Here is a 26086-nt window from a genome sequence, read left to right as displayed (position 1 = left end):
GGCGACGCAGGACGCGCTGTCGCGCTGACCGACCCTCCGGCGCGCAGCCATCGCTTGCGCGCCGGCTGCACCGAGCGGACCCGGCCCTGGCCGGGTCTTTTCGTTGGTGGCCCATCTTGCGCTATTACTTCAATAGCTAGAAACTCTGATGTATCGGGCGCTGGAGCCCCAAACAGCTTGTAACTTGCAGGCACGGGCACCCACCGGCCTATACTCACGCCCGTTGGTGCTCGCGAGGCCATTGCGGCCGAGCAGTTAAACGGGAACCAGGAAGGGAGCGTCCGCCCAGGAACGCTCCCCAGCCTGGGCTGCCCCCGCAACGGTTCAGCGACGAAGACGGCACCGCCGGCTTCATCCCTGCATGGAACACACGCCCACTGAAAAGCCCCGCGCCTTTTGGGAAGGGCCCATCGCAGCGTCGCCAGCCCGGATACCGGCCGACAGGGGGCGTCGCAGCCACCGGCTTTTTTCGTCCTTCACCGGGCGAAAGAGCGCCGGGGCGGTGCCGCCCATTTCACGGAACCTGCGGGGAGGCAGGGGTCCGGGCACACGCATTCCTGTCGGTTCCGTTCCCATGCCAGTTTCCATTGCACGCGCGCCCGTTTCCGGGCCGGCTTTCGCGCCATGCCGTCCATGACCGCCCCCGGCACCGTCTGGTTCGTCGGCGCCGGGCCGGGCGACCCCGAGCTCCTCACCGTCAAGGGCCGCGCCCTCATCGAGCGCGCCGGCGCCATCCTGTTCGCCGGCTCGCTGGTGAACGAGGCGGCCACCCGCTGGGCACCGCCGGGCTGCACCATCGCCGACAGCAAGGACATGACGCTGGAGCAGATGGCCGCCTGGCTCATCGTGCAGGCGCAGAGGCACGAGACCGTGATCCGCCTGCAGACCGGCGACCCGGCCCTCTACGGCGCGCTGATCGAGGTGGTGCAGCCGCTGGACGCCGCCGGCGTGCCGGTGCGCGTGGTGCCGGGCGTCTCGTCCGCCATGGCCTCGGCCGCCGCCGCCGTGGAGAGCTTCACCCTGCCCGAAGTCACCCAGAGCGTGATCTTCACCCGCGTGGAAGGCCGCACGCCCATGCCGCCCGGCGAATCGCTGGCCGAGCTGGGCCGCCACCACTGCACGCTCTGCATCTTTCTGTCGATCACGCTGCTGCACAAGGTGCAGGCCGGCCTGCGCGAAGCGGGCTGGGCGGACGACGCGCCCATGCTGGTCGTGCACAAGGCCAGCTGGCCGGGCGAGGAAGTCATCGTGCGCGGCACGCTGGCCGACATCCGCGAGCGCTGCCGCGCCGCCGGCATCGTCAGCCAGGCCATGGTGATCGCCAGCCCCACGCTGGGCGCGCGCCAATGGCAGGAGCTGGCCAAGTCCAAGCTCTACGACGCGAGCTTCACCCACCGTTTCCGCCGCGCCAGCCAGCCGGCCGCCGGCACCGCCGCACTCGCGGCCCCCGAAGAACCCCACGCACCGACCGCACCATGACCACCACCATCCTCCTGATCGGCCACGGCTCGCGCGAGCCCGAAGGCAACGACGAGATCCACGCCTTCGTGCGCCAGTGGCGCGAGCGCCAGCCCGGCTGGCGCATCGAGGTCTGCTTCATCGAATTCGCGCCGCCCGGTCTGCACGACGGCCTGCTGATGGCCGCCAAGGGCAGCAGCCGCGTGCTGGTGCTGCCGCTCATCCTGAACGCGGCCGGCCACGTGAAGATGGAAATCCCCGAAGCCATCGAGCATGCGCGCGAACATTGCCCGGGCGTCGAATTCCTCTACGGCCCGCACCTCACGGCCTGCGAGCCCATCCTCGCGATCCTGCAGCGCCAGCTGCGCCGCTGCATGCAGGCGCTGGACATGCCCGACCCCACCACCACCGGCGTGGTGCTGCTGGGCCGGGGCTCGTCCGACCGGCAGGCCAACGGCGACGTCGCCAAGATGGCGCGCTGGCTGCAGGAAGACAGCCACCACGAACTGGTGGAGATCGCCTTCACCGGCATCACCTGGCCGCGCCTGGAGCGCGTGGTGCAGCGCCAGGTGCTGCTCGGCATGAAGCAGATCGTGGTGCTGCCGTACTACCTCTACACCGGCACGCTGATGCAGCGCATCGGCCGGCAGGTGGAGCACCTGCGCATGCAGTATCCGCAGGTGCGCTTCGCGCAGTCGGGCCACTTCGGCATGGAGACGGAGATCTTCGAATTGCTGGAGCAGCGCGTGGCCGACCTGCAGGCCGGCCTGCCCGACAGCCGCCTGCCGTGCGACGGCTGCAAGTACCGCGAGATCGCGCACGACCTGGGGCACGGCCACAGCCATGAGCACACGCATGCCCATGCGCCCATTGCCATCGCTGCGGCGGGCGCCGAGCACGCGCATGCGCATGACCATGGACACGGTCACGCGCACGGCGACCACGGCCATGCCCATGGGCACGCGCACGGCCACGATCACGGCCACCACCACGACCACGCGGTGCCCCAGCCGGCCGGAGCCGCCGCATGAGCACCGTCAACACCGTCACCGAACAGCTCACGCGCGCCGGCCAGGCCATCGAGCACGACAGCTTTTCCATCATCGACGCCGAGGCCGGCCCGCACGCCTACACCGCGCAGCAGTGGCCCATCGTGCGCCGCATGATCCACGCCAATGCCGACTTCGAATTCAATGGCCTGACCGACTTCCACCCCGAGGCGGTGGAGGCCGGCATCGCGGCCATGCTGCGCGGCGGCGCGCCCGTGGTGGCCGACGTGGAGATGATCTGCTCGGGCCTGTCGCAGCCGCGCCTGGCGCACTTCGGCATGCGTACGCACCAGTTCATCAGCGACGCCGACGTGATCGCCCAGGCGCAGGCCGAGGACACCACCCGCGCCGTGCAGGCCATGCGCAAGGCGCACCGGCAGGGGCTGCTGCAGGGCGCCGTCGTGGGCATCGGCAATGCACCCACGGCGCTCATCGAACTGGTGCGCCTGATCCGCGAAGAGGGCGTGCGCCCGGCCCTCGTGGTCGGCATGCCGGTGGGCTTCGTCTCCGCCGCCGAATCCAAGGACCTGATGGCCGACGTGGCCGAGGTGCCCTGGATCGTGATCCGCGGCCGCAAGGGCGGCTCTACCCTGGTGGTGGCCGCGCTGCACGCGCTGCTGGCGCTGGCCGAGGCGCGGCAGAAGCAACAGCAATCGTCCACAGCGAGCGCCGCCGGAGGCTGACCCCGCCATGATGGAGAAAACCGTCCGCCGCGGCACGCGCACCGGCTTCACCACCGGGGCCTGCTCCGCCGCCGCCGCGCGCGCCGCCGTGCTGGGCCTGGTGGATGGCGCCGTGCCCGAGGCGGTGGACTGCCTGCTGCCCAACGGCGACGTGGTGCGCTTCGCGGTGAACGACGGCCGCCGCGATGGCGAGCACGCCGCGCACGCCATGGTCATCAAGGACGCGGGCGACGACCCCGACTGCACCGACAAGGCCCACCTCACCGCCGACGTGCGCGTGCTGCCCGGCCGCGTGGGCGAAGTGGTGCTGTGCGGCGGCTTCGGCGTGGGTACGGTCACCATGGCCGGCCTGGGCCTGGCAGTGGGCGGCCCGGCCATCAACCCCGTGCCCCGCCGGAACATCGAAGACAACGTGCGCGCCGTGGGCGGCCCGTTGCTTGCGCATGCCGGGCTGGAAGTGACCATCTCCGTGCCCCAGGGCGTGGAGATGGCCAAGAAGACGCTGAATGCGCGCCTCGGCATCCTGGGCGGCATCTCCATCCTGGGCACCACCGGCATCGTCAAGCCGTATTCCACCTCCGCCTACCGCGCCAGCGTGGTGCAGGGCGTGCAGGTGGCCGCCACGCTGGGCCACGGCGTGGTGGTGCTCACCACGGGCGGGCGCACCGAGCAGTTCGCGATGAAGGAACGCCCCGAGCTGCCCGCCGCCTGCTTCGTGCAGATGGGCGACTTCCTGCGCTACGCGCTGGACGAGGCCGTGGCGCAAGGCCTGCGCGAAGTGGTCATCGGCGGCATGGTGGGCAAGCTCACGAAGATCGCCCAGGGCGAGACCATCACCCACGCCAACCGCGCCGAGGTCGATACCGACTTGCTGGCCGAACTCGCCGCCCGCGTGGGCGCGCCGCCCGACGTGTGCGCCGAGATCGCCGCTGCCGAGACCGCGCGCTTCGGTGCCGAGCGCATGCAGGCGCTGGGCCTGGGCGAGCCCTTCCACCAGGCCCTCGCGCAGGCCGTGGTGCAGACGCTCACGGCGCCTGACCGCTACGGCGACCGCTTCCACCTGACCGTGCTGGTCTGCGATTTCGACGGCAGCAAGATCACCGCAGCCGCCTCCGGGCCGGCCGCCAACGCCTGACGGCACCCCACGATGACGACCACGAACCTGCTCGAAAAAGACCCCCAGCCCTGCCGCGTGATCGGCGTGCTGGACGACGGCGCAGCCAGCCTGAGTGCCACCGCGCTCGCGCTGCTGCGCCGGGCCGACCTGGTGATCGGCGGCACGCGCACGCTGGCGCTGCTGGAAGACGACATCGCCCCGCAGGCCGTGCGCCGCGACCTGACCGGCTGCCTCTCGTCCGTGCCCGGCTGGATCGCCGAGGCGCGCGCAGCCGACCAGGCCTGCGTGGTGCTGGCCACGGGCGACCCGCTCTGCCACGGCATCGCCAGCTACCTGGCATCGCGCCTGTGCATCCAGGCGCTGGAGGTGATGCCCAACGTCTCCACCCTGCAGCTGGCCTGCGCCCGCCTGGGCCTGGCCTGGCAGGACGCGCGCATCGTCTCCGTGCACGCCAAAGATGCCGGCGAATGGGCCGTGGGCGCCGCGCCCGCGCACGGCCTCTACGCGCTGGCCCAGGCCGTGCGCCAGCACGACCGCCTCGCCGTGCTCACCAGCCCCGACAACACGCCCGCGCGCATCGCCCGCCTGCTGGTGGCCGAGGGCCTGGGCGACGACTTCCAGATCAGCGTGGCCGAGCGCCTGTGCACGCCCGACGAGCGCGTGTGGGCCGACATGGCGCCGGCCGCTGCCGCGGCGCAGGATTTCGCCGACCCCAACGTGGTGCTGCTGGTGCGCACGCGCCAGCGGCCCGACGCGGTGCGCTTCGGCCTGCCCGATGCGGCCTACCATCAGCGCCAGCCCGACAAGGGCCTCATCACCAAGCAGGAAGTGCGCGCCGTCTCGCTCGCCCGCATGCAACTGCGCGCCGCCAGCCGCGTGTGGGACATCGGCGCGGGCAGCGGCTCCGTGGGGCTGGAGGCCGCGCGCCTGTGCCCGCAGGGCCACGTCTGGGCGATGGAGAAGAACGAGGGCGACGTGGAGATCGCGCGCCGCAACGTGCGCGATTTCGGCGTCTCCAACCACACGCTGGTGCACGGCAAGGCGCCCGAGGGGCTGGATGCCTGGCCCGATCCGGACGCCGTCTTCATCGGCGGATCGGGCGGCGAGCTGGCCGAATTGATCGTGCTGTGCCTGAAGCGCCTGCGCCCCGGCGGCTGGCTGGTGATGAACTTCGTCACGCTGGAGAACCTCGCCGCCGCCACCCAGGCGCTGCAGGCGGCCGGCGCCGCGTGGGACGTGCTGCAGCTGCAGGCCGCGCGCAGCAAGCCCATCCTGCACATGCACCGCATGGCGGCAGAGAACCCGGTGTGGATCGTCTGCGCGCAGGCAGGCAGCGCCAGCGCCACGGCTCCGGCCGCCGCCGTCGAGGAGGGCGCATGACCGCCGGACACACCCCCATCACAAGCGTTCCGCAGCCGCAGGATATGCACACACCGTCAACGCAAGGCCCCCTGGGCCGCCTCGTCGGCGTCTCGCTCGGCCCCGGCGACCCCGGCCTCATCACCCGCGCCGCCTGGGCGCAGCTGCAGCGCAGCGATGCCGTGTGGACCTACCCGGCCCGCAGCACCAAGACGCCCAGCTACGCGTTCGACATCGTGCAGCGCGCGGGATTGACGCCGCCCGCCACGCACCAGACGCTGCTGTTCCCGATGACGCACGACGGCGACAAGCTCGCCCGTGCCTGGATGCGCGCGGCAGACACCGTGCTGCCCTGGCTGCAGGCCGGGCAAGACGTGCTGTTCCTCGTGGAAGGCGACGCCAGCACCTACGCCACCTTCGGCCACCTGGCGCGCACCGTGCGGGCGCTGGACGCGCGCATCGAGGTGCCCGTGATCGCTGGCGTGAACGCCTTCACGGCGGCCTGCGCCACGCGCGGCATGCCGCTGGCCGAGCAGGACGACACCATCGCCATCGTGCCCGCCGCCTATGGCGTGAGCGCGGTGGACCGCCTGCTGCCCGACTTCGACACTCTGGTGCTCATGAAGGTGAAGCCGCTCATGGACGACCTGATCGGCTGGCTGGAGCGGCGCGATTTGCTGCCGCACACCCAGTTCATCGAGCGCGTGGGCGTACCCGACGAGCGCTGCGTGGCCGGGGTGGATCTGCCCGCGCTGCGCGGCACCAAGGTCAGCTACCTCTCGCTCATGGTCGTGAAGAACCCGCACCGCATCCGCGGCGAGCGCATCAAGGGCTGCCTGAAGAAATCCTCGCCCGCAGCAGCTTCGGCTGCCGGCCAACCCCTATCCGACGAACCGGAGCTTGCCGAATGACGAATCCGACGACCACCACCACCCCTGCCGCGCCCGCCGTGGTGCTCTCCGCCCCCGCGCAACCCGCCAGCGAGGTGCGCGTGTGCCTCGTCGCCATCACCCGCCACGGCGCCGCCCAGGCCGCGCAGCTGGCGCGCGACGTGCCCCAGGCCCATGTCTGCACCGCCGCCAAGTTCGCTGCCGCCTTCGAGGGCCTGCCCAACACCGTGCGGGCCTACGAAGGCGCCCTGCGCGACGAGATCGCGCCGCTCTTCGCGCAGTACGACCAGCTGGTCTTCTTCGTCTCGCTGGGCGCCGTGGTGCGCCTGATCGCGCCGGTGCTCAAGTCCAAGGACGAAGACCCCGGCGTGACGGTGGTGGACGATGCCGGCCAGTTCGTCATCCCCGTGCTCTCGGGCCACGTGGGCGGCGCCAACGAATGGAGCGAGCGCATCGCCGCGCTGATCGGCGCCACGCCGGTGCTCACCACCGCGTCCGACGTGGGCAAGACCATTCCCGTCGACATCCTCGGCCGCCACCTGGGCTGGCGCGTGGAGGCGCCCAAGATCAACATCACGCGCGTCTCGGCCCATGTGGTCAACGGCGAGCCCATCGCCGTGGTGCAGGAAGCCGGCAGCCCGAACTGGTGGAACCGGCCCACGCCGCTGCCCGCCAACATCACCTGCCTGCCCGACTGGAGCGGCGTCGATGCCGAGCGCTTCAAGGCCGTGCTGTGGATCACGTACGACGAGGTCGCGCCCGAGCGCTGGGCCGAATGGCACGAGCGGCTGGTGGTGTATCGCCCGCCGGTGGAAGGCGCTGCGGCATGACGCAAGCAGGCGATGCGGCTTCGGCAGGCGCAGCCCGAACGGCTGCCGCTGGTGCTGCTAGTGCGCCCGTCGCCAGTGCCCGCCTGGCCATCGGCCTGGGCTGCGACCGTGGCACGCCCGAGACCACGGTCGAGGCCTGCCTGCGCGAGGCGCTGGCCCAGGCCGGCGCGCAGATCGCCCAGGTGGCCGTGGCCGCCAGCATCGAAGCCAAGCACGACGAAGCCGCCTTCCTCTCCCTGGCAGCGCGCCACGGCTGGCCGCTGCGCTGGTACGCCGCCGCGCAGCTCGCGGCCGTGCGCGTGCCCAACCCATCCGAGACCGTGCTGCGCTACATGGGCACGCCTTCGGTCAGCGAAGCCGCCGCGCTGCTGGCGGCGGGCGCGGCCGATGCGTCGGCCCTGCTGGTCGAAAAACACCGCCTGCGCGGGGCGGACGGGCGCCACGCCACCGTGTCCATCGCCCGCATTCCGCAGGCCCCGCAAGGCACATCCGATTCCGGCGGCTGAGGCAGCGCAACGCATGTCTGCATCGCGTTCGCCCCGGCCATTCCTCATCTCCAACCCCTGAAAGGTCCCCCATGCACATCGAAATCGGCATCCTCTCCCAGGACAAGATCGCCTACGCCTCCGTCGCCGCCACGGCGCTGCTGGGCGCGCACGCGCTGCCCCTGCTCAAGAGCCCCACGGCCTGGCTGCGCACGCTGCTGGCCGCCTTCTTCTTCAGCGTGCTGATGCAGGTCTGGCACATGCCCATCGGCCCGTCGGAGCTGCATTTCGTCGGCGCCATGCCCATCTACCTGCTGTTCGGCTTCATCCCCACGCTGTTCGGCTTCGGGCTGGGGCTGCTGGTGCAGGCGCTCGTTTTCGAGCCGCAGGACCTGGCGCATTTCGCCATCAACTTCCTGAGCCTGGCCGTGCCGCTGGTGGCCGTGCACCACGGCCTGGGCAAGCGCATGCAGCGCATCAGCGTCGCGAACGTGCTCAAGCTCGATGCCGCGTACTACGCGGGCGTGACCCTCATGGTCGGCTTCTGGCTCTTCATCAGCAGCGACCCGGCCCCCGTGGCCGACTGGGCGCTGTTCGCCGCGTCGTACCTGAGCCTCGTCGCCGTCGAACCGCTGCTGACCATCGCCATCACCCTGGGCGCCGTTCGCCTGCGCGGCGGCCGCTGGCTCGCTGCCTGCATCGACGAACGCACGCTGGCCCGCATCGCCGCGCCGCGCGCCGCCGCTGCCTGACCGCCCACCCCCACGAAAGAACACACGCACATGTCCGCAGGAAAGATCATGCTCGTGGGCATCGGCCCCGGCAGCACCGACCACATGACCGCGCGCGCCCGCGCCGCCATCGCCGAGGCCGACACCATCATCGGCTACGTCACCTACATCAAGCTCGTGGCCGATCTCATCGAGGGCAAGGAGATCATCCGCAAGTCGATGACCGAGGAGCTGGACCGCGCCATCGAATCGCTGGCCCGCGCCCGCGAGGGCAAGAAGGTGGCGCTCATCTCCTCCGGAGATGCGGGCGTGTACGGCATGGCCGGCCCCACGTTCGAGGTGCTGTTCCAGGCCGGCTGGACGCCGCCCGCCTTCGACGAGAACGGCGTGGTCGAACCCGGCGGCATCGAGGTCGAGATCGTGCCCGGCGCATCGGCCCTCAACAGCTGCGCGGCCCGCGTGGGCGCGCCGCTCACGCACGACTTCTGCGCCATCTCGCTCTCGGACCTGCTCACGCCCTGGCCCACCATCGCGCGCCGGCTCGACGCCGCCGCCATGGCCGACTTCGTCGTCGCGCTCTACAACCCCAAGAGCGGCCGCCGCACGCGCCAGATCGAGGAAGCGCAGCGCCTCTTCCTGCGCCACCGCAGCCCCGACACGCCCGTGGCCATCGTCAAGAGCGCCTACCGCCGCCGCGAGCGCATCGAGTTCGCCACGCTGGCCACCATGTGCGATGCCGACATCGGCATGCTGAGCACGGTCCTCATCGGCAACAGCAACACCATCGTGCAGCACGGCCTGATGGTCACGCCGCGCGGCTACGCCAACAAATACGACGTGGAAGGCGGCGGCGCCACGCGCGAGGGCGAACGCCCCGGCCGCTCCCTCTCCACGGGCCTCAACGGCTGGCTGGAGAACCTGCAGATCGACCACGCCGCCGGCGAAAGCATCGAAGCGCTGGCGCTGCGCCACCGCTTGCCGGCCGACTACATCCGCGACACCCTGGCGCAACCGCTGGTCATCGCCGAGGCCGCCACCACCGAGGAAGAGGCATGAGCACCGACACGCCCGAGAACACCACCGCCGCCGCCGCAGCGACCGCCCCCGAAGGCGTGCGCGTGGCCGTCAAGCCCAAGATCGGCAGCTACCGCCGCCACATCCTCATCTGCACCGGCCCGCGCTGCGCGGAAGACGGGCAGGCCCAGGCCCTGTTCGACAGCCTGGGCGAGAAGTTCAAGGCCGCGGGCCTGAACGACGGCGACCTGCGCGTCAAGCGCAGCCGCGTGAGCTGCTTCGCCGCCTGCAAGGGCGGCCCGGTGATGTGCGTGCAGCCCGACGGCACCTGGTACTACGACGTCACGCCCGCCAACATGGACCGCATCATCGAGCAGCACCTGGTGGGCGGGCAGCCGGTGCAGGAGCTGGTGTTCCACCAGGGGCCGTCGGGGAGCTGAGCACGAGCCTGCGCCTTCAGGGCCTCGGCCTCACGAAGCGCTGCTCCAGCACCCGCCGACCCCACTGGTCGCCGGGGCGCTCTTCCACGCAGGCGAAGCCGTGGGCTTCGTACAGGCGGCGCGCGGCATGCAGGCCGCTGAACGTCCATAGCTGCGTCTCCCGGAAGGCATCGCGCCGGTCCACGAAATCCAGCGCCGCCTGCAGCAGCCGGCGCCCCACGCCGGCTCCGCGCACGCCGTCGTCCACGATGAACCAGCGCAGATGGGCGATGCCCGGCCCCAGGTCCTCGCCGTCGATGGCGACCGAACCCACGATACGTCCCTGCACCTCGGCCCACCAGAGGCCGTGCAACGCATGCGGTGCATCGCCGTGCGCGTGCAGCCGGCCGCAGAAATCCGCCAGCCCGCAGGCCACCACGGCCTCGAAGCGCAGGCCGAAGCCAGCCTCGCGAGCGTAGTAGAGCGCGTGCATCCCGGTGATGCGGCCGATCAGGCCGGCGCGATAGCCGGAATGCAAAGTGACCGGCGCAGCGGATGGCGATACCGCAGGCCCGGCGCCCGCATCGCCGGCACGCTCCAGCGCGTCGGCATAGAGGCGCACGCCCTCCAGCACCGTGCGGTACTGCTGCGGCGGCAGCCGCGCCATTGCGCCGGTCACCTGCGCACGTGCGAACGCATGGATGGACGCCACGCAGCGCTGCCCCAGGGCAGTGAGCGCCAGCCATTTCACCCGCGCATCGTCCGCTGCGGCACCTTCCCGCACGTGGCCTGCGCCGACCAGCTTGCGCAGCATCCGGCTCACGCTGGATTTTTCCAGCCGCAGCCGCTCGCCCAGCTCGCGCGCCGACAACCGGCCGCCGCCCTGCTCGATCTCGATCAGCGCATGCACGGCGGAAGGCGACAGATCGGTGCCGGCGAAATCGCCGCCCATGAAGCCCAGTGCCCGCACCATGGAACGCGAGGCCGAGCGAACGTCTTCGATGAAATCTGCCTGGGGCTGCATGTCGCGGTCCTTCCTTTTGGTTGCATCGTACAACGATCTGTCAAGCCGCGATGCATCGCCGCGAACTCAACGCTGCGCCGAGGCCCGCTGCCGCGGCGGCACGCTGCGGGCCTGGACCCACAGCGCCTGCAGAGCCGGCCGGCCCGGCGGCACGGCCAGCCCGATGCCCAGCGCCAGGGCATCGCCCTCGGCCAGCCGGCGGTAGGCCACGCCCGCGCGCCGCAGTCCGGCGAAGGTGGCCGCCAGCAGCGCCATGCCGCGCCCGGCCGCCACCTCTGCCAGCAGCACGGGGTGGTCCGCCGGCTCGCGCAGCCGGTGCGGCGCAAAGCGGTGCCGCGCGAAGACCTGTTCGCAGTGGTCGTAGAACGCAGGCTGCCGGGCGCGCTCGAACCAGAAGATGGGTTCATCCGCCAGGTCGGCCAGCCGCAGCAGCCGGCGGCGGGCCAGCGGGTGCGCGGAGGGCAGCGCCACCACCATCGGCAGGCGGTCGATCTCCAGCACATCGAGCCCGCGCACATCGGTGGGCAGCGCGATGAAGGCGGCATCGAGGTGGCCCTTGCGCAGTTGCCGCACCAGGCGCGGCGAGGTGTCCGAAGCCACCTCCACCCGCGTTCCAGGCTGCAGCGCCTGCGCACGATCCGCGAGCCCGCGGAACCATGCCGGCTCGGCCGCGCTGGTCAGTCCCAGCCGCAGCGTGAGCGGCACGGCCGTACCCTGGAAGGCGGCCTCGGCCTGCCGCAGCAGATCGGCCACGCCGCGCGCATAGGGCAGCAGCTTGTGCCCGGCAGCCGTGAGGTTCACGCCACGGGCGTTGCGGTCGAAGAGCGGCGTGCCCAGCCGCGCCTCCAGTTCGTGGATCGCGCGGCTCAGGGGTGGCTGCGACAGGTGCAGTGCCTCGGCCGCCTGCCGGAAGCTCAAGGCATCGGCCACGGCGAGGAAGAGGGCGAGGGATCGGGAATCGAGCCTGGAAGACATACCGAAAAGGTATCACCGAAACGGTCATTCCCGGGGCATCGCAGGCTTCCTACATTCGCGGCTCACTCACCCGAAAGCCTCAAGGAGCCCCGCATGCCCCACACCACCCCATCGACACCCACCCAGGCCCGACCTGCCGGCACCGGCGGCGCGCGCTATGAACGCGGCGCCCGCATGCTGTCCCAGGTGGACGGCCCCGCCGGCCTCGCCGTGGTGGAGCAGCTCGCGCAGTCCTTCCCTGACTTCGCCCGCCTGCTGGTGGAATTCCCGTTTGGCGACATCTACGCCCGGCCCGCGCTCGGCCTGCGCGAACGCGAGCTGGCCACCGTGGCGGCCCTCTGCGCCATGGGCCATGCATTGCCGCAGCTGCGCGTGCATGTGCATGCCGCGCTGCACGTGGGCTGTACGCCGGCCGAGATCGTCGAGGTGGTGATGCAGATGGCCGTGTACTCCGGCTTTCCGGCCGCGCTCAACGGGCTGGGCGTGGTGCGCGAGGTGTTCGCGGCATCGGGCATCCAGCTGCCGTTGCACGGCAACGGCCCCAACGTTCAGGACGCGGAAGACGAGGCGCCGCCCACCGCCGCGTAGTGCGACACGACGGGGAACGGATCGTAGAAATGGTGCAGCAGGCGCTTCCACTCCTGGTAGCCGGCCGATCCGCGAAAGCCCTGTTCGTGCGCCTCCAGCGTGTCCCACTCCACCAGCAGCAGGTATTCGTCCGGCCGCTCGATGCAGCGCTCCAGCCGGTGGGAGCGATAGCCCGGCATGGACGCGATGATGCGCTGGGCCTGGAGGAAGGCGGCCTCGAACGCCGCGCCCTGGCCGGGGCGCACGTGCAGCGGGGCGGCTTCGAGAATCATGCCGCTCACTTGCGCCCACCGACCACCAGCAGCAGCCCGCCGACCACGATGGCGCCGATGCCGGCCCAGAGCGGGATGTTCACGGTTTGCTTTTCCTCGGCCTGCAGCTCCAGCGGGCCGATCTTCACCACCGTGGTGTCCTTGGTGTAGCTGAAGCTGCGGTAGACCAGGCCCAGGGCGCCGGCAGCGATGAGGACGATGGCGAGGATGCGGGTGGCGTTCATGGAATCGAGTTCCGGTGCTAAGCCCATCAGAAGGGCGGGAAGGCGCTGCAGGACAGCCTGCGGCCGACCTGCGCAAGCATAGCGGCAGCGGCAGCGACAGCGGCACGCCGAGTCTTCCGATCCGGGTTGCCTGCAAGGCCGTCGGGGACGCCGAGCACGGTGGCGGACTCACCGGATCTGCAGGTGTCTTGCCAGATGCTTCACCAGGCCGTCCACCTTGGAGAGCAACTGCTTGCTGCGCGGCCAGACCAGGTGCAGCGGCAGGCCGTCGATGTCCTGGCCGGGCAGCAGGGGCACCAGCTGGCCCGCGCGCAACGCATCGCCGACCAGCCAGGTCGCCATCTGCGCCACGCCGAGCCCGGCGACGACGGCGTCGAGTTGCGCCTCTCCATGGCCGACGACGGCCCGGCTTTCCACGGCGCGCCGCTCGGTCGGCCCACCGCCGGCCGCGACCAGCCAGGGGCTGGTGGTGCCGTCGGCACGGCCATAGGTCACGGCATCGTGGTGCGCCAGGTCGGCCAACGTTCCGGGCGTGCCCCGGCGCGCCAGATAGGCCGGCGCGGCGCAGAAAATCAGCCGCTCCCGGCCCAGGAACCGGTGCCCCAGTGCATCGGGCCAGGTGTCCGGGCCGCCGATGCGCACGGCCACGTCGATGCCCTCGTCGATCACATCGACGAAGCGGTCGGTGAAAGAAATATTCGGCTGCACGGCCGGGTGCTCCGCCACGAAGGCCAGCAGCAGGCCCATCACCTGGCGGCGGCCGAAGGTGGCGGGCAGGTCGATGCGCAGGCGTCCGGAGGGTTCCGTCGCGTCTTCCGCCAGCACCCGCTCGGCCGATTCGATGTCGTCCAGCACACGCACGCAGACGCGGTGGAAGGCGACGCCGGCATCGGTCAGCCGGAGCCGGCGCGTGGTGCGCTCGAACAGCCGCGTATTCAAACGCGCCTCCAGCCGCGCGATGGACTTGCCGACCGCCGACGCAGTGAGGTTCAGCCGGTCGGCCGCCGCCGTGAAACTGCCTGATGCGACGGCGGCGACGAACACGTCGATGCCCTTGAGCCGTTCTGAGCTGTGCATGAACAAAAAAGGGTGTGGGCTTGCGACGGGCGGGTGGCCGCCGCAAGCGGTGATTCAGGAAACAGGCTCCATTGAATCAGGAAAAAGCATCGCACTGCGGATGCCCGTTCTTGAATAACCTCATGTTCCGCTCCCACCGCCTCTTTTCACTGCTGCCGTCATGTCCACCCGTTCCCCCGCCACCTCGACCATCCGCCCGTCCGCCACGGCGCCACACGCCGGCGGTGGCACCGCCTCCATCGTCGTGCTGGCGGTCGCCGCCTTCGTCATCGTCACCACCGAATTCCTGATGGTCGGCCTGCTGCCCGCGCTGGCGCGCGACCTCGGCGTCTCGGTTTCCGAAGCAGGCCAACTGGTCACGCTGTTCGCGGTGGTGGTGATGCTGTGCGGCCCGGTGCTGACGGCTTCGCTCGCGCACATCGAACGCAAGCGGCTGTTTCTCGCGGTGCTGGTGCTGTTCGCCGTGTCCAATGCGCTGGCGGCCCTGGCGCCCCAGCTGTGGACGCTGGCGGTCGCCCGGGTGATCCCGGCACTGGCGCTGCCGGTGTTCTGGGGCACTGCCAGCGACACGGCCGCGCAACTGGCCGGCCCGCAGCGCGCGGGGCGGGCGGTGGCGACGGTCTACCTGGGCATCTCCGGAGCCCTGCTGTTCGGCATTCCACTCGGCACGCTGGCGGGCGATGCCATCGGCTGGCGCGGGGCGTTCTGGATGCTGGCAGCGCTGTCGTTGCTGGTGGCGGTGGTGCTGGCCCTGGTCATGCCCACCCTGCCGGCGGCGGCGCGCGTGGGGTTCGCCGAACAGGCGCGCAGGCTTCGCAGCCGCGTGTTCCTGGCACAGGTGGCGCTGTCGGTGGTGGTGTTCACCGCCATGTTCACGGGCTACACCTACCTGGCCGAGTTGCTGGAGCGGGTGGCGCTCATTCCGCCCGCGCACGTCGGCTGGTGGCTGATGGGCTTCGGTGCGGTCGGCCTGCTGGGCAACTGGCTGGGCGGCCGCTGGGTGGACCGCAGGCCGCTGGCGGCCACGGCGGGGTTCAGCGCACTGCTGGCGGCCGGCATGGTGGCGTCGGTCCTGCTGGCGCCTTGGACGCTCGGCCTCGCTGCGGCGCTGGCGGTCTGGGGCGTGGCCAACACGGCGCTCTATCCCGTCTGCCAGATCCGCGTGATGCAATCGGCGCCACAGGCGCAGGCGCTGGCGGGGACCATCAACGTGTCGGCGGCCAACGGCGGGATTGCGCTGGGCGCCGTGCTGGGTGGCGCCAGCATTCCCCTGTGGGGCGTGGGCAGCGTGGCGTTCGTGGGCGCCGCCATCGCCTTGCTGGCCGCCGTGGCGGCAGCGTGGGCGATGCGGCCGGTGCGGTGGGCGCGCCGCGTCAACGCGGGCGGAACATCTTGAACAGCTGTTCCGGCCCCACCGTGAAGTAGTCGGCCGGGCCGCCCGCGCGCAGGATGTGGCCGGCGCCGGCGGTGTCGTAGATGCCGTCCTTGAGCTGCGCCCGGTCGATGTGGATGGCGACCACCTCGCCCAGCACCAGCCAGGTCGGCACCTGCACGCCGTCGGCGCCCTGCAGCTGCAGGATCTGCGTGCAGCGGCACTCGAAGCCCACGGGGCTCTCGGCCACGCGGGGCGGGGCCACCAGCGACGAGGCCAGGGGCGTGAGGCCCGCGAGCGTGAATTCGTCCACCTCGGGCGGCACGGCCGCGCAGGTCTGGTTCATGGCCTCGGCCATATCGCGGGTGGCCAGGTTCCACACGAATTCGCCGGTGGCCTGCACGTTGGCCAGCGTGTCCTTGGCGCCGATGCTCGCGAAGCCCACGATGGGCGGCACGTAGTTGAAGGCGTTGAAGAAGCTGTAGGGCGCCAGGTTGAGCGCGCCCGCCGCGTTCTGCGTGCTGATCCAGCCGATGGGGCGCGGCCCCACGATGGCGTTGAAGGGATCGTGCGGCAGGCCGTGGCCCTGGCGCGGCTGGTAGCTGTGGAAACGGGCGTCGTCGTTGCCCACGCCGGTGGAAGGTGAGTTGGTTGCGTTCATGCGAAGGCACCATACCGGCATTGGCGCAGGCCTGCAATTGCTATCAAATAAATAGCTAAAAGTCCTTATACATAGGGCGCAAACGGCTCATTTCATGCAGAACGTGGTGCGACGCCTGGCCTGGGGAATGCATCCACCGGCAAACCGCCGCCGGCGCCATCGCTGCCATTCACCGCCATTCGCCGCCTTTCACTGCCCGAAGTCCAGCGGCAGGCCCACGTAGTTCTCGGCGATGGTGCGCGAGCCCGCCTCGGAATGCAGCAGGTAGTCGATCTCCGCCGCCTGGAACCTGGCGGCGATGGCCGCGTCGTCGCCGGGGAAGTTGTGCATGAGCTGCGTGAACCACCACGAGAAGCGCTCGGCGCGCCAGATGCGCTTCAAGCACCGTGCCGAATAGCCGTCGATGCCGGCCTCGCTGCGCTCGGCATAGAACTCGATCAGCGCGGAGGAGAGGAACTTCACGTCCGTCGCCGCCAGGTTCAGCCCCTTGGCGCCCGTGGGCGGCACGATGTGGCCCGCGTCGCCGGCCAGGAACATGCGCCCGAAGCGCAGCGGCTCGGTGACGAAGCTGCGCAGCGGGGCGATGCTCTTTTCGAGGCTGGGGCCGGTCACCAGATGCTCGCGCGCCTCGGGGTCCAGCCGCAGGCGCAGCTCGTCCCAGAAGGCCTCGTCGCTCCAGGCCTCCACCTTGTCGGTCAGCGGCACCTGCAGGTAGTAGCGGCTGCGCGTGGCGCTGCGCTGCGAGCAGAGCGCGAAGCCACGCGGCGTGTTGGCGTAGATCAGCTCGTGGTGCACGGGCGGCGTGTCCGACAGGAGGCCCAGCCAGCCGAACGGGTAGACCTTCTCGTAGTTGCGCAGCGCGCCCTGCGGCACGCTGGCGCGGCACACGCCGTGGAAGCCGTCGCAGCCGGCGATGAAGTCGCACTGCAGCGTGTGCGTGGCGCCGTCCTTCTCGAAGGTGACGCTGGGGTGGGCGGTGTCGAAGCCCTGCACCTGCACGTGGGCCGCGCTGTACACCGTGGGCAGGCCGGCGGCGGCGCGCGCATCCATCAGGTCGCGTGTCACCTCGGTCTGGCCATAGACCATCACATGCTTGCCGCCCGCCAGTGCCTCCAGATCGATGCGGTGGCGCTGGCCGTCCAGCAGCAAGTCGAACCCGCCATGCACCAGGCCTTCCTGGTGCATGCGCGCGCCCACGCCGGCCTCATCCAGCAGGTCGATGGTGACCTGCTCCAGCACGCCAGCCCGGATGCGGCCGAGCACGTAGTCGGGCGACTGGCGCTCGATGATGACCGCGTCGATGCCCGCCTTGTGCAGCAACTGGCCCAGCAGCAGCCCCGAGGGGCCCGCGCCGATGATGGCGACCTGGGTGGTGGCGGGAATGGGCGCTGCGGATGCGGTGCTGGCGGTCATGGCGGCGTGTCTCCTGCCGCCGGCATGCGGCGGTCTGCTGTGTGGCTTGCGGTGGTCGACGTGGGTCAGAACGCCACCGATGCCCGCAGCGTAGAAGCGCCGCTCCCAGCCCGCCAGGGCCCGCCTGCAAGCGTTGCGCGATCACCGCGCAAATGATGCGATCATCGCGCAAGAAAGAATCTGGCCGGCGCACCCGCACACCCGCGCCCGCGAACGCACATCCATCCGATCAGGCGCCCTTCATGGCATCACGCACAGCAAGCCGGGCCGACGCCCGCAAGGCAACAGCCACGGCAACCGCTAGAGCTACAGCGACATCAACAGCAACGACAAAACCAGCAGCAGCCACCAGGTCAACGGCGCCCGCCGGCATCGCCCATGCCGACTTCATCGCCGGCATGGCCAAGGGCCTGGCCGTGCTGGAAAGCTTCGACACCGAGCGCCAGCGACTCAACGCCACGCTGGCGGCCGAGCGTGCCGGCCTCACGCGCGCGGCGGCGCGGCGCCATCTGCTCACGCTGGCTTATCTGGGCTATCTGGAAAGCGATGGCCAGTACTTCTGGCTGGCGCCCAAGGTGCTGCGGCTGGCGGGCAGCTACCTGGCGTCGGCCCGGCTGCCGCGCGTGGTGCAGCCCACGCTCAACCGCCTGGCCGCGCAGACGCAGCTGCCGTTCTCCGCCGTGGTGCTGGAAGGGCGCGAGGTGGTCATCGTGGCGCGCAGCGCCGCCACGCCGCAGGGCGATGCGGTGCGCGGCCCGGGCCGCTACAGCAGCGGCCAGGGCGCGTCTGCCGACCGCGTGCTGGCCTACGGCCTGCACCTGGGCAGCCGGCTGCCCGCGCACGCCACCTCCACCGGCCGCATGCTGCTGGCCACCCGCCCCAAGAGCGCCGTGCGCGACTGGCTGCGCGGCCACCCCCTGCCGCGCCTGACGGCCTACACGCAGACCGACGCCCCCGCGCTGCGCGCCGCCATCGACCAGGCCCGCGCCGACGACTGCTGCCTTGCCAGCGAAGAGCACGAACTGGGCGTGCTGGCCCTGGCCGTGCCGCTGCGCGACCTGCAGGGCCACGCGGTGGCCGCGCTGAACGTGGTCACCGCGCCGGACCGGCTATCGCCCGAGCGCCTGAAACGCGACCTGCTGCCGCTGCTGCAGGACGCAGCGCGGGAGCTGCGGCCCATGCTGTGAGCGCAAAGGGATCGCAGGACGAACACAGGGAGAGCAGGAAGCAGGGGAAACGGCGCGGCCCATGCGCCATGCCTTCCCTCCGTTTCAATGCCTTTTTGCCCTGCAGCCCTTGATTGGTCTGCGCACCTTGCTATGCAATCAATAGCAAATCCAACGCGGCACCCAGCACATGGCCGTGCGGGTGCACCAGGCGCCGCGCGCGGCCCGAACGTTCAGAACGATTCGGTATCGACCTCGCCCGTGCCCTGTGGGTTGTAGCGCGGGCCGCTCACCGTCTGCTGGTTGATCAGCGCCTCCACCCGCGCCACCACATCGGCCGAAAGCTGCACCTTGGCAGCACCCAGGTCTTCCAGCAGGTGATCGACGCTCGTCGTGCCCGGGATGGGAATGATGTGCTCGCCGCGCTGCAGCAGCCAGGCGATCGCCAGCTGCGCGGGCGTGCAGCCGGCCTCGGCCGCCAGCGCCTGGTAGGCGGGCAGCAGGCGCGCATTGGCGGCGTAGTGGTCGGGCGAAAAGCGCGGCATGGCGCGGCGGATGTCCTTGGCGTCCAGCGCATTCACATCCATCGGCCCGCACAGAAAGCCCCGCGCCACCGGGCTGAACGCCACGAAGGCGGTGCCCAGCTCGCGGCAGGCGTCCAGCACGGCGATCTCGGGGTTGCGCGTCCACAGCGAATACTCGGTCTGCAGCGCGGCGATGGGATGCACCGCAGCCGCGCGGCGCAGCGTGGCGGCCGACACCTCCGACAGGCCGATGCTGCGGATCTTGCCCGCCCGCACCAGGTCGGCCAGCGCGCCCACGCTGTCCTCGATGGGCACACGCTGGTCCCAGCGGTGCAGGTAGTAGAGGTCGATCACGTCGGTCTGCAGCCGGCGCAGGCTGTCCTCGCAGGTCTGCCGCAGCGTCTCGGGCCGCCCATCGATCACGCGCACCGGCTTGCCGTCGCCGTTCACGTCCACGCCCTGCATGCCGCACTTGCTGGCCAGCGTGAAGCGGTGGCGGTGCGGCTTCATCACGCGGCCCACCAGCGTCTCGTTGGCGCCGAAGCCGTAGAGCGCGGCGGTGTCGAACAGCGTCACGCCGGCATCCAGCGCGGTGAGCAGCACGCGCTCGCCCTGTTCGGGGGAGACCGGCGCGCCGTAGGCGTGGGAGAGGTTCATGCAGCCCAGGCCGATGGCCGAGACTTCAAAGTTCGCGATACGTCGTGTGAGCATGGAAAGAGCTTGGTCGGGGTTGAAACGTAGGCAGCGGTGCGCGGATTCTCTGCCAGGCCAGGTGCCGCCAGGCGGGGGTTCCGTAGCCTGCCACCATGTCGCGACCCAGCGCCTGCCACGCGGGATCGGCGGCTGCGAGGCCAAGGGCCTCGATGAAAGGCGCACTCACGATGAAACACTGGCGGCGGTAGGGCAGCAGGAACCCGTCCGGCTGACCGGTAAGCGCCGCCGCCGCTTCGCCATGGCGGGCGAACCAGCTGTGCAGCAGCAACCCCGTGCGGGGTACGTGCCAGAAATCGCCCATGTCGGTGTCCGGTGCAGCCGCTCCGCCCAGCACGCGGCGGGCATGCTCCCAATGCAGGAAGCCGACTTCGCGTGCCACCGTCTGCAAGTGCGCGCCCAGGGTCTGCGCAGTGCCGGGATCTTCGCGGCGGGCACGATTCAACCGCACGCGCGCACGGACCTTGAGCTCCTCCACCGGGGCCTGCACCGTCATCGTTCGCTCCTGGGTGAAGCCGAAGGCGCCGAAGGCGTCGCAGCCGCTGCGCTGCAGGCCACCGCGTCGAGCTGCGCGTGCAATGCGGCGATGAGGTCATCGGTCAAGGGGACGCTGCGCCACGCCTGGGCACAGGCCGCCCCGAACGTCTGCATCGCCTCGCCATGCAACTGCCTGCCGGCAGGCTTGAGCCGGATGGCTCCGGCCTCGCGGGCAAGCCACCCGGTTTTCTCCAACGGCAGCGACTGCCGTACGAGTGCCGACGGCGCCAGCGACAGGGCCCGGGCCAGCGGCATCGTGGCGAGCCGGCCCTCCGGCGCTTGCGCCAGCACCTGCAGCAGCAACAGGTCGGCCATGTCCAGGCCATGCCACAGGCCCAGGCGTTCGTCCAGGCATTGCTTCTGGCGGGCATGGGCATGCGCCAGAGCCAGGCCCAGATGGAGCGCTTCTTCGCAGCGGGCGGGCCTCACGCTGCACCGCCGTTCTGCCGGGGGGCCTGCGAGGCCGCGGGTGGCATTGAGGGCTGCAGCTCAGCCGTCCACAGGATCAGCATCGCCTCCAGCTCGGCGTCGTAGTCGTAAGCGGGGTCATCGCGCTCCCTCAAGCGATCGATCACCTCGAAACGGAAGGCCTCGGCGCCGTGCGCATTCCAGGCCGCCTGGACGGCCTTGTCGTGGTGGCCGCCGCGCGCAAGCTCGAACCGCACCCGGTTGAGCATGCCCTCGGCATTGCGGCTTCGGCCCAGGCGCAGCAGGCCTGCGGCCTCGCAGCGCACGGCATAGACGCCCATGCAGGGAAAGGCTTGCTTGTACTGGCGCGTGAGTTCGCGGCGCGCCTGCGGGGAAAGGGAATCGGTCATGGCAGTACTCCAGGCCATCGAATGCGAGCCGGTCCCGCGTGGGGCTCGAACGATGACCTTGGTCTGTCCATCAGGGAGAAAGGTGAGGAGGGTGAGTGCCTCTTGTGCGGGTAGGCGCCCCTCAGCACCTACCCGCGATCTTATCCGGCTCGCGATGGGCGCCCGGATCAGCTGTTCAGCTGCTGCTCCAGCTGGTGCAGCACCTCATAGCACGGCAGCACCTGCGCGATGCTGCTGTTCGGCTCCCGCCCTTCGCGGATGGCGGCGAAGAATTCGCGGTCCTGCAGCTCGATGCCGTTCATCGACACGTCCACGCGGCTCACGTCCACGGCCTCTTCCGCGCCCTTGCTGTGCGACTGCACCAGGTCGTCGTAGCGCGCGATGTAGGTCGCGGTGTCCCCGATGTAGCGGAAGAAGGTGCCCAGCGGGCCGTCGTTGTTGAAGCTCAAGGACAGCGTGCAGATGGCGCCGTTGGCGGCCTGCAGCTGGATGCTCATGTCCATGGCGATGCCCAGGTCCTTGTGGATCGGGCCCTGGATGGCGTTGGCGCGCACGATGGGGCTGCCGGCCTGGTAGGCGAACAGATCGACCGTGTGGGCGGCGTGGTGCCACAGCAGGTGGTCGGTCCAGCTGCGGGGCTGGCCCAGGGCGTTCATGTTCGTGCGGCGGAAGAAATACGTCTGCACGTCCATCTGCTGGATGTTGAATTCGCCGGCCTGGATCTTTCGGTGCACGTACTGGTGGCTGGGGTTGAAGCGGCGGGTGTGGCCCACCATGGCGACCTTGCCGGTCTGCTGCTGCAGCGCCAGCACTTCCTGGCCTTCCTTGAGCACGTCGCACAGCGGGATCTCGACCTGCACGTGCTTGCCGGCCTGCAGGCAGGCGCGGGTCTGGGCGGCGTGCATCTGCGTGGGGGTGCAGAGGATCACGGCGTCCACTTCCTTGATGGCCAGGCTGTCGGCCAGGTCGGTGGTGACGTGCGCGATACCGTACTTCTCGGCCACTTCGCGGGTCTTGTCCAGGTCGCGGCTGATGAGGGAGACGACTTCGACGCCCTCGATGTTCTGGATGCCGTCCAGGTGCTTGATGCCGAAGGCGCCGGCGCCGGCGAGTGCGACTTTGATGGTCATGCGGTGGGTTCCTTGTGAGCGATGGAGGTTGAGCGGGGTGTAGGGCTCCAGCCGGTGCGCCTCAGCGGCCGGCCGGGGCCTCTTCGAGGATCAGGTGGCCCACGGCCGTGTTCGACGCCGGCACATGGAAGAACCGGTGCGCCACGCGCGGCGCGGGGCCGGCGTCGTTCACGTCGGCCATGGCGCCGCGGGCTATCAGCCACATCACCAGCTCGATGCCTTCGGAGCCGGCTTCGCGCACGTATTCGATGTGCGGCACCTGCGCCAGCGCGGCGGGCTCGGCGATCAGGCGGTCCATGAAGCGGTTGTCCCACTCGGCGTTGATGAGGCCGGCGCGCGCGCCCTGCAGCTGGTGGCTCATGCCGCCCGTGCCCCAGATGTGCACATTCAGGTCTTCGTCGAACGATTCGACGGCGCGGCGGATGGCACGGCCCAGGTTGAAGCAGCGCTGGCCGCTGGGCGCGGGGTACTGCACCACGTTCACGGCGAAGGGGATGACGGGGCAGGGCCAGGCGTCCCGGTGCGGGTCTTTTTCGCCGCACATCAGCGACAGCGGCACCGTCAGGCCGTGGTCCACGTCCATCTTGTTGACGATGGTGAGGTCGAAGTCCTGCTGGATCACGCTCTGCGCGATGTGGCTGGCCAGTTCGGGGTGGCCCACCACCTTGGGCACCGGGCGCGGGCCCCAGCCCTCGTCGGCGGGCAGGTACTCGGCGGCGGTGCCGATGGCGAAGGTCGGGATCATGTCCAGGCTGAAGGCCGTGGCATGGTCGTTGAAGACCAGGAAGACCACGTCGGGTTGGTTGTCCTTCATCCATTGCTTGGAGAAGTCATACCCTGCGAAGAGCGGCTGCCAGTACGGCTCCTGGGTTCTTCCCAGGTCCAGCGCGGCGCCGATGGCCGGTACGTGCGATGTGAAGACGGATGCGGTGATGCGGGCCATGGTTCAGGCTCCCTTGCTGGTGGCGGGTGGCTGCTGCGGTGCGGCGGCGGGGTGCGATGCGCCCTGCGGCTGGCGGTGCGGCTGCGCGGTGCCGTCCTCGCCCAGGTAGCGGTTGCCTTCCACGCTGCGGCCGCCGCCGATCATCATGTCGCGGTATTCCTGCTCGGTCATGCCGGTCATGCTGCCGGCCATCTGCTGGAAGCTGCGGCCGTCGGTGGCGCCGATCTTGGCCAGGAAGTAGATGTTGCCGCCCGTGCGCATGCACCAGTTCAGGTCGCGCGCCAGCACGGCCTGCTTCTGCTCCTCGGTCATCGGCCATGCGTCCAGGTAGGCGCGTTCGTCGGCCTTGAAGCGTTCGCGGTTCTCGGCCTTCATCAGGCTCATGCAGAACTGGTTGAGCCAGTAGCCTTTGCGGCTCTGCTCGGCGTCGAAGATGATCGTGCCGGGCACGTCCATGTAGGGTTTGTCGAGTGCCATGGTGGTTCCTCCTTACTGATGAATCGCCGCCGGGCCGCCGCAAGGCGATTCGCGGCCCCTCGGGGGGCAGCGGCCCGCCAAGCGGCGGAGCGTGGGGGTCATTGCTCCTCGGGCCAGTAGAGGCGCATGGGGTTGTCCACCAGCAGCTTCCTCTGCAGCTCGGCCGTGGGCGCGATGTGCGGGATGAAGTCCACCAGCAGGCCGTCGTCGGGCATGTGGCCCTTCAGGTTGGGGTGGGGCCAGTCGGTGCCCCAGAGCACGCGGTCGGGGAACTCCTCCACCACGCGGCGGGCGAACGGCACCACGTCGCGGTAGGCGTTCTGCTCGCCATGCAGCGCCTCGGGGCCGGCGGTGGACAGGCGCTCGGGGCAGCTGACCTTGCTCCACACGTTCGGGTGCTGGCGCATGAACTTCAGGAACAGCTCGAACTCGGGGCCGTCGACGGGTTTCGTCACGTCGGGCCGGCCCATGTGGTCCACTACGACGGTGGTCGGCAGCTGGGTGAAGAAGTCCCACAGCTCGGGCAGGTCCACCGCCTCGAAGTAGATCACCACATGCCAGCCCAGCTGGGCGATGCGGCCGGCGATCTCCATCAGCTCGTCCTTGGGCGTGAAGTCCACCAGCCGCTTGACGAAGTTGAAGCGCACGCCGCGCACGCCGGCATCGTGCAGCGCCTGCAGCTCGGCATCGCTGATGCTGCGGCGCACCGTGGCCACGCCACGCGCCTTGCCGCCCGCCGCCTGGCAGGCATCGACCATGGCGCGGTTGTCGGCGCCGTGGCAGGTGGCCTGCACGATCACGTTGCGCGAAAAGCCCAGCTGGTCGCGCAGGGCGAAGAGCTGCGCCTTGCTGGCGTCGCAGGGCGTGTACTTGCGCTCGGGCGCATAGGGGAATTCGGCGCCGGGGCCGAACACGTGGCAGTGGGCGTCCACGCTGCCCGCGGGCACCTGGAAGCGGGGTTGGGACGGGCCGGTGTACCAGTCCAGCCAGCCAGGGGTTTTCTCGAAGGGGCCGGAAGTCGGTTTGCTCATGGTGGTGCGGATCGGTGGGACAAACGGAAGGGGATCGGAAGGGATCGAAGGGGGTCGGGCGGTGGCGCAGCGGCGTCAGTCGGGCTTGATCTGCGCGTCGCGCACCAGCTTGTCGTAGCGCGCGCGTTCCGAGCGGATCAGCTGCACGAACGCATCGCGCGGGCCGGGCAGCACCTCGCCGCCCACCTGGGCCATGCGTTCGCGCACGGCCGGCGTCTGCAGCGCCTTCTGCACTTCGGCATGCAGGCGCTCGACCAGCGGCATCGGGGTGGCCGCAGGCGCCACCACGCCATACCAGACCGAGGCCTCGAAGCCGGGAAAGCCCGATTCGGCGATGGTGGGCACGTCGGGAAACACGGCGCTGCGCTGCGGGCTCAGCACTGCCAGCACCTTGAGCTTGCCGCTCTTGACGTGCGGCTGCACTTCCAGCGCGTTCACGGCGATCAGCGGCAGCTGCCCGCCGATCACGTCGGTGAGCGCCTGCGCGCCGCCGCGGTAGGGCACGTGCTGCAGCTCGATGCCGGCGGCCCGCTCGAAGAATTCCACCGCCATGTGCGGCGTGGAGCCGTTGCCCGGCGAGGCGAAGGCGATGCCGCGCGGCTGCGCCTTCGCGGCGGCGATGAGATCGCGGATGCCGGCGTAGGGCGTGTCGGCGTTCGCCGCGATCACCACCGGCACGCGGCCGATCAGCGACACCGCCACCAGGTCGCGCTCGGCGTCGAACGGCGCGGGCTGGTAGAGCGCCATGTTGGCGGCCAGCGCGTTGGCCGTCACCATCAGCGTGTAGCCGTCGGCCGGCGCGTCGATGGTGGCCTTGACGGCGATGTTGGTGCCCGCGCCCGGCTTGTTCTCCACCACGAAGGGCTGGCCCAGGCTGGCCGACAGCGCCTGGCCCACGCTGCGCGCCACCGCATCGACCGCGCCGCCGGCCGAATAGCCGACGATGAGCCGCACCGGCCGGGCCGGGTAGCCGGATTGCGCGCGGGCGGGCCGGGGCAGGGCCGCCAGCACGCCAGCGGCGCCCAGGGCGGACAGTCCGGCCAGCCAGTGGCGGCGTGAGCGGAAGGGCGCGGAGCGATGGGAAGCGGCAGGCATCGTCATGGCGGCC

General features: G+C 70.5%; 30 protein-coding genes and 1 riboswitch. Of the genes, 14 read left to right on the top strand and 16 right to left on the bottom strand.

The features are described 5' to 3' along the window. Positions 1–207: 207 nt before the first annotated feature. A riboswitch (cobalamin riboswitch) is annotated at positions 208–457 on the top strand. 167 nt (positions 458–624) lie between these two features. The 11 genes from cobM to ASF94_RS06265 all read left to right on the top strand — a co-directional run bounded on the left by cobM (position 625) and on the right by ASF94_RS06265 (position 10056). Next, positions 625–1479 (top strand): precorrin-4 C(11)-methyltransferase, encoded by an 855-nt coding sequence (gene cobM / locus ASF94_RS06315; RefSeq protein WP_056663220.1) that lies wholly within the window; start codon positions 625–627, stop codon positions 1477–1479. Further along, positions 1476–2489, top strand: a complete 1014-nt coding sequence (locus ASF94_RS06310) for a sirohydrochlorin chelatase (RefSeq protein ID WP_056663217.1) — start codon at positions 1476–1478, stop codon at positions 2487–2489. Before cobM ends, ASF94_RS06310 begins: the two co-directional genes overlap by 4 nt. Next, the gene (locus ASF94_RS06305; RefSeq protein WP_056663214.1) at positions 2486–3190 is read left to right on the top strand and encodes a precorrin-8X methylmutase; all 705 of its coding nucleotides are present in this window, start codon (positions 2486–2488) and stop codon (positions 3188–3190) included. The genes ASF94_RS06310 and ASF94_RS06305 overlap by 4 nt, the downstream gene beginning before the upstream one ends. Positions 3191–3197: 7 nt before the next feature. Then, positions 3198–4325 carry a cobalt-precorrin-5B (C(1))-methyltransferase gene (locus ASF94_RS06300; RefSeq protein WP_056663210.1) on the top strand — a complete coding sequence of 376 codons (1128 nt, stop codon included), beginning with the start codon at positions 3198–3200 and terminating at the stop codon, positions 4323–4325. Positions 4326–4337: 12 nt separating this feature from the next. After that, positions 4338–5687 carry a bifunctional cobalt-precorrin-7 (C(5))-methyltransferase/cobalt-precorrin-6B (C(15))-methyltransferase gene (locus ASF94_RS06295; protein WP_056663208.1) on the top strand — a complete coding sequence of 450 codons (1350 nt, stop codon included), beginning with the start codon at positions 4338–4340 and terminating at the stop codon, positions 5685–5687. 44 nt (positions 5688–5731) lie between these two features. Then, positions 5732–6577 carry a precorrin-2 C(20)-methyltransferase gene (gene cobI, locus ASF94_RS06290; RefSeq protein ID WP_056663205.1) on the top strand — a complete coding sequence of 282 codons (846 nt, stop codon included), beginning with the start codon at positions 5732–5734 and terminating at the stop codon, positions 6575–6577. After that, the gene (locus tag ASF94_RS06285) at positions 6574–7386 is read left to right on the top strand and encodes a cobalamin biosynthesis central domain-containing protein (RefSeq protein WP_200933030.1); all 813 of its coding nucleotides are present in this window, start codon (positions 6574–6576) and stop codon (positions 7384–7386) included. The genes cobI and ASF94_RS06285 overlap by 4 nt, the downstream gene beginning before the upstream one ends. Beyond that, entirely contained in the window at positions 7383–7892 is a 510-nt protein-coding gene (locus ASF94_RS06280) for a cobalamin biosynthesis protein (RefSeq protein ID WP_235505286.1), read from the top strand. The genes ASF94_RS06285 and ASF94_RS06280 overlap by 4 nt, the downstream gene beginning before the upstream one ends. Before the next feature lie 71 nt (positions 7893–7963). Beyond that, positions 7964–8623 carry an energy-coupling factor ABC transporter permease gene (locus tag ASF94_RS06275; RefSeq protein ID WP_056663202.1) on the top strand — a complete coding sequence of 220 codons (660 nt, stop codon included), beginning with the start codon at positions 7964–7966 and terminating at the stop codon, positions 8621–8623. A gap of 30 nt (positions 8624–8653) precedes the next feature. Then, entirely contained in the window at positions 8654–9658 is a 1005-nt protein-coding gene (gene cobJ / locus ASF94_RS06270) for a precorrin-3B C(17)-methyltransferase (protein ID WP_082493020.1), read from the top strand. Further along, positions 9655–10056, top strand: coding sequence for a ferredoxin (locus ASF94_RS06265; protein WP_056663199.1), 402 nt, complete (start codon positions 9655–9657; stop codon positions 10054–10056). Before cobJ ends, ASF94_RS06265 begins: the two co-directional genes overlap by 4 nt. Positions 10057–10072: 16 nt before the next feature. Here ASF94_RS06265 and ASF94_RS06260 read toward each other — a convergent pair whose 3' ends face one another. Then, positions 10073–11059, bottom strand: coding sequence for a helix-turn-helix domain-containing GNAT family N-acetyltransferase (locus tag ASF94_RS06260; protein ID WP_056663196.1), 987 nt, complete (start codon positions 11057–11059; stop codon positions 10073–10075). A gap of 66 nt (positions 11060–11125) precedes the next feature. Further along, a complete protein-coding gene (locus ASF94_RS06255) occupies positions 11126–12034 on the bottom strand; it encodes a LysR family transcriptional regulator (protein WP_056663193.1) in 909 nt (302 codons plus the stop codon). Between the two features lie 93 nt (positions 12035–12127). Between ASF94_RS06255 and ASF94_RS06250 the strand changes: the two genes are divergently transcribed. Continuing rightward, a complete protein-coding gene (locus ASF94_RS06250; RefSeq protein WP_056663189.1) occupies positions 12128–12622 on the top strand; it encodes a carboxymuconolactone decarboxylase family protein in 495 nt (164 codons plus the stop codon). Here ASF94_RS06250 and ASF94_RS06245 read toward each other — a convergent pair. The 3 genes from ASF94_RS06245 to ASF94_RS06235 all read right to left on the bottom strand — a co-directional run bounded on the left by ASF94_RS06245 (position 12583) and on the right by ASF94_RS06235 (position 14195). Further along, entirely contained in the window at positions 12583–12894 is a 312-nt protein-coding gene (locus ASF94_RS06245; protein ID WP_056663186.1) for an antibiotic biosynthesis monooxygenase, read from the bottom strand. The two genes, ASF94_RS06250 and ASF94_RS06245, sit on opposite strands and share 40 nt — an antisense overlap. A gap of 5 nt (positions 12895–12899) precedes the next feature. Then, positions 12900–13118 (bottom strand): hypothetical protein, encoded by a 219-nt coding sequence (locus ASF94_RS06240; RefSeq protein WP_056663183.1) that lies wholly within the window; start codon positions 13116–13118, stop codon positions 12900–12902. Between the two features lie 168 nt (positions 13119–13286). Then, positions 13287–14195: a LysR family transcriptional regulator gene (locus ASF94_RS06235; RefSeq protein WP_056663236.1), complete on the bottom strand. Its 909-nt coding sequence runs from the start codon at positions 14193–14195 to the stop codon at positions 13287–13289. 160 nt (positions 14196–14355) lie between these two features. Between ASF94_RS06235 and ASF94_RS06230 the strand changes: the two genes are divergently transcribed. After that, the gene (locus tag ASF94_RS06230; protein WP_056663179.1) at positions 14356–15591 is read left to right on the top strand and encodes an MFS transporter; all 1236 of its coding nucleotides are present in this window, start codon (positions 14356–14358) and stop codon (positions 15589–15591) included. On the opposite strand, the gene ASF94_RS06225 is transcribed toward ASF94_RS06230, so the two are convergent. Together ASF94_RS06225 and pobA are read right to left on the bottom strand one after the other, a co-directional pair. Next, complete coding sequence (locus ASF94_RS06225) at positions 15569–16228, bottom strand: flavin reductase family protein (RefSeq protein ID WP_200933029.1); 660 nt, start codon at positions 16226–16228, stop codon at positions 15569–15571. The two genes, ASF94_RS06230 and ASF94_RS06225, sit on opposite strands and share 23 nt — an antisense overlap. A gap of 189 nt (positions 16229–16417) precedes the next feature. After that, entirely contained in the window at positions 16418–17641 is a 1224-nt protein-coding gene (gene pobA, locus ASF94_RS06220) for a 4-hydroxybenzoate 3-monooxygenase (RefSeq protein ID WP_056663173.1), read from the bottom strand. A 398-nt stretch (positions 17642–18039) separates the two neighbouring features. On the opposite strand from pobA, the gene ASF94_RS06215 reads away from it, so the two are divergent. After that, positions 18040–18828, top strand: coding sequence for an IclR family transcriptional regulator C-terminal domain-containing protein (locus tag ASF94_RS06215; RefSeq protein ID WP_056663170.1), 789 nt, complete (start codon positions 18040–18042; stop codon positions 18826–18828). 212 nt (positions 18829–19040) lie between these two features. On the opposite strand, the gene ASF94_RS06210 is transcribed toward ASF94_RS06215, so the two are convergent. From ASF94_RS06210 to ASF94_RS06175, 9 genes are all read right to left on the bottom strand, one after another. After that, entirely contained in the window at positions 19041–20042 is a 1002-nt protein-coding gene (locus tag ASF94_RS06210) for an aldo/keto reductase (protein ID WP_056663167.1), read from the bottom strand. Further along, complete coding sequence (locus ASF94_RS06205) at positions 20014–20538, bottom strand: hypothetical protein (RefSeq protein WP_235505285.1); 525 nt, start codon at positions 20536–20538, stop codon at positions 20014–20016. Before ASF94_RS06205 ends, ASF94_RS06210 begins: the two co-directional genes overlap by 29 nt. Next, on the bottom strand, positions 20535–20894 hold the full coding sequence (locus ASF94_RS21745; protein WP_235505284.1) for a hypothetical protein: 360 nt from the start codon (positions 20892–20894) through the stop codon (positions 20535–20537). The genes ASF94_RS06205 and ASF94_RS21745 overlap by 4 nt, the downstream gene beginning before the upstream one ends. A gap of 110 nt (positions 20895–21004) precedes the next feature. After that, on the bottom strand, positions 21005–21397 hold the full coding sequence (locus tag ASF94_RS06200; protein WP_056663166.1) for a GIY-YIG nuclease family protein: 393 nt from the start codon (positions 21395–21397) through the stop codon (positions 21005–21007). A gap of 167 nt (positions 21398–21564) precedes the next feature. Then, positions 21565–22527, bottom strand: coding sequence for a Gfo/Idh/MocA family oxidoreductase (locus ASF94_RS06195; protein WP_056663163.1), 963 nt, complete (start codon positions 22525–22527; stop codon positions 21565–21567). A gap of 61 nt (positions 22528–22588) precedes the next feature. Further along, positions 22589–23470 carry a class III extradiol dioxygenase subunit beta gene (locus ASF94_RS06190; protein WP_056663160.1) on the bottom strand — a complete coding sequence of 294 codons (882 nt, stop codon included), beginning with the start codon at positions 23468–23470 and terminating at the stop codon, positions 22589–22591. 3 nt (positions 23471–23473) lie between these two features. Continuing rightward, the gene (gene ligA, locus ASF94_RS06185; RefSeq protein WP_056663159.1) at positions 23474–23947 is read right to left on the bottom strand and encodes a protocatechuate 4,5-dioxygenase subunit alpha; all 474 of its coding nucleotides are present in this window, start codon (positions 23945–23947) and stop codon (positions 23474–23476) included. Between the two features lie 98 nt (positions 23948–24045). Next, positions 24046–24978, bottom strand: a complete 933-nt coding sequence (locus tag ASF94_RS06180) for an amidohydrolase family protein (protein ID WP_056663156.1) — start codon at positions 24976–24978, stop codon at positions 24046–24048. Between the two features lie 75 nt (positions 24979–25053). Continuing rightward, positions 25054–26079, bottom strand: a complete 1026-nt coding sequence (locus ASF94_RS06175) for a tripartite tricarboxylate transporter substrate binding protein (RefSeq protein ID WP_235505283.1) — start codon at positions 26077–26079, stop codon at positions 25054–25056. Positions 26080–26086 lie beyond the last annotated feature (7 nt).

Source organism: Acidovorax sp. Leaf160, from assembly GCF_001424265.1.
Classification (GTDB): Bacteria; Pseudomonadota; Gammaproteobacteria; order Burkholderiales; family Burkholderiaceae_C; genus Paracidovorax.
The sequence above is the reverse complement of the archived record's forward strand: the minus strand, read 5'-3'. Positions and strand labels throughout refer to the sequence as shown.

Bases quoted from the DNA above. Each gene is read 5' to 3' on its own strand.
- ASF94_RS06295 (WP_056663208.1), top strand. From the start codon at position 4,338: ATGACGACCACGAACCTGCTCGAAAAAGACCCCCAGCCCTGCCGCGTG.
- ASF94_RS06255 (WP_056663193.1), bottom strand. From the start codon at position 12,034: ATGTCTTCCAGGCTCGATTCCCGATCCCTCGCCCTCTTCCTCGCCGTG.
- ASF94_RS06210 (WP_056663167.1), bottom strand. From the start codon at position 20,042: ATGCTCACACGACGTATCGCGAACTTTGAAGTCTCGGCCATCGGCCTG.
- ASF94_RS06195 (WP_056663163.1), bottom strand. From the start codon at position 22,527: ATGACCATCAAAGTCGCACTCGCCGGCGCCGGCGCCTTCGGCATCAAG.
- cobM (WP_056663220.1), top strand. From the start codon at position 625: ATGCCGTCCATGACCGCCCCCGGCACCGTCTGGTTCGTCGGCGCCGGG.
- ASF94_RS06190 (WP_056663160.1), bottom strand. From the start codon at position 23,470: ATGGCCCGCATCACCGCATCCGTCTTCACATCGCACGTACCGGCCATC.
- ASF94_RS06245 (WP_056663186.1), bottom strand. From the start codon at position 12,894: ATGATTCTCGAAGCCGCCCCGCTGCACGTGCGCCCCGGCCAGGGCGCG.
- ASF94_RS06230 (WP_056663179.1), top strand. From the start codon at position 14,356: ATGTCCACCCGTTCCCCCGCCACCTCGACCATCCGCCCGTCCGCCACG.
- ASF94_RS06260 (WP_056663196.1), bottom strand. From the start codon at position 11,059: ATGCAGCCCCAGGCAGATTTCATCGAAGACGTTCGCTCGGCCTCGCGT.
- cobI (WP_056663205.1), top strand. From the start codon at position 5,732: ATGCACACACCGTCAACGCAAGGCCCCCTGGGCCGCCTCGTCGGCGTC.
- ASF94_RS06205 (WP_235505285.1), bottom strand. From the start codon at position 20,538: ATGACGGTGCAGGCCCCGGTGGAGGAGCTCAAGGTCCGTGCGCGCGTG.
- ASF94_RS06180 (WP_056663156.1), bottom strand. From the start codon at position 24,978: ATGAGCAAACCGACTTCCGGCCCCTTCGAGAAAACCCCTGGCTGGCTG.
- ASF94_RS06300 (WP_056663210.1), top strand. From the start codon at position 3,198: ATGATGGAGAAAACCGTCCGCCGCGGCACGCGCACCGGCTTCACCACC.
- ASF94_RS06215 (WP_056663170.1), top strand. From the start codon at position 18,040: ATGGCCAAGGGCCTGGCCGTGCTGGAAAGCTTCGACACCGAGCGCCAG.
- ASF94_RS06235 (WP_056663236.1), bottom strand. From the start codon at position 14,195: ATGCACAGCTCAGAACGGCTCAAGGGCATCGACGTGTTCGTCGCCGCC.
- ASF94_RS06310 (WP_056663217.1), top strand. From the start codon at position 1,476: ATGACCACCACCATCCTCCTGATCGGCCACGGCTCGCGCGAGCCCGAA.
- ASF94_RS06285 (WP_200933030.1), top strand. From the start codon at position 6,574: ATGACGAATCCGACGACCACCACCACCCCTGCCGCGCCCGCCGTGGTG.
- ASF94_RS06275 (WP_056663202.1), top strand. From the start codon at position 7,964: ATGCACATCGAAATCGGCATCCTCTCCCAGGACAAGATCGCCTACGCC.
- pobA (WP_056663173.1), bottom strand. From the start codon at position 17,641: ATGACCGCCAGCACCGCATCCGCAGCGCCCATTCCCGCCACCACCCAG.
- ASF94_RS06240 (WP_056663183.1), bottom strand. From the start codon at position 13,118: ATGAACGCCACCCGCATCCTCGCCATCGTCCTCATCGCTGCCGGCGCC.
- ASF94_RS06225 (WP_200933029.1), bottom strand. From the start codon at position 16,228: ATGAACGCAACCAACTCACCTTCCACCGGCGTGGGCAACGACGACGCC.
- ASF94_RS06280 (WP_235505286.1), top strand. From the start codon at position 7,383: ATGACGCAAGCAGGCGATGCGGCTTCGGCAGGCGCAGCCCGAACGGCT.
- ASF94_RS06175 (WP_235505283.1), bottom strand. From the start codon at position 26,079: ATGACGATGCCTGCCGCTTCCCATCGCTCCGCGCCCTTCCGCTCACGC.
- ASF94_RS06305 (WP_056663214.1), top strand. From the start codon at position 2,486: ATGAGCACCGTCAACACCGTCACCGAACAGCTCACGCGCGCCGGCCAG.
- ASF94_RS21745 (WP_235505284.1), bottom strand. From the start codon at position 20,894: ATGGCCGACCTGTTGCTGCTGCAGGTGCTGGCGCAAGCGCCGGAGGGC.
- ASF94_RS06250 (WP_056663189.1), top strand. From the start codon at position 12,128: ATGCCCCACACCACCCCATCGACACCCACCCAGGCCCGACCTGCCGGC.
- ligA (WP_056663159.1), bottom strand. From the start codon at position 23,947: ATGGCACTCGACAAACCCTACATGGACGTGCCCGGCACGATCATCTTC.
- cobJ (WP_082493020.1), top strand. From the start codon at position 8,654: ATGTCCGCAGGAAAGATCATGCTCGTGGGCATCGGCCCCGGCAGCACC.
- ASF94_RS06265 (WP_056663199.1), top strand. From the start codon at position 9,655: ATGAGCACCGACACGCCCGAGAACACCACCGCCGCCGCCGCAGCGACC.
- ASF94_RS06200 (WP_056663166.1), bottom strand. From the start codon at position 21,397: ATGACCGATTCCCTTTCCCCGCAGGCGCGCCGCGAACTCACGCGCCAG.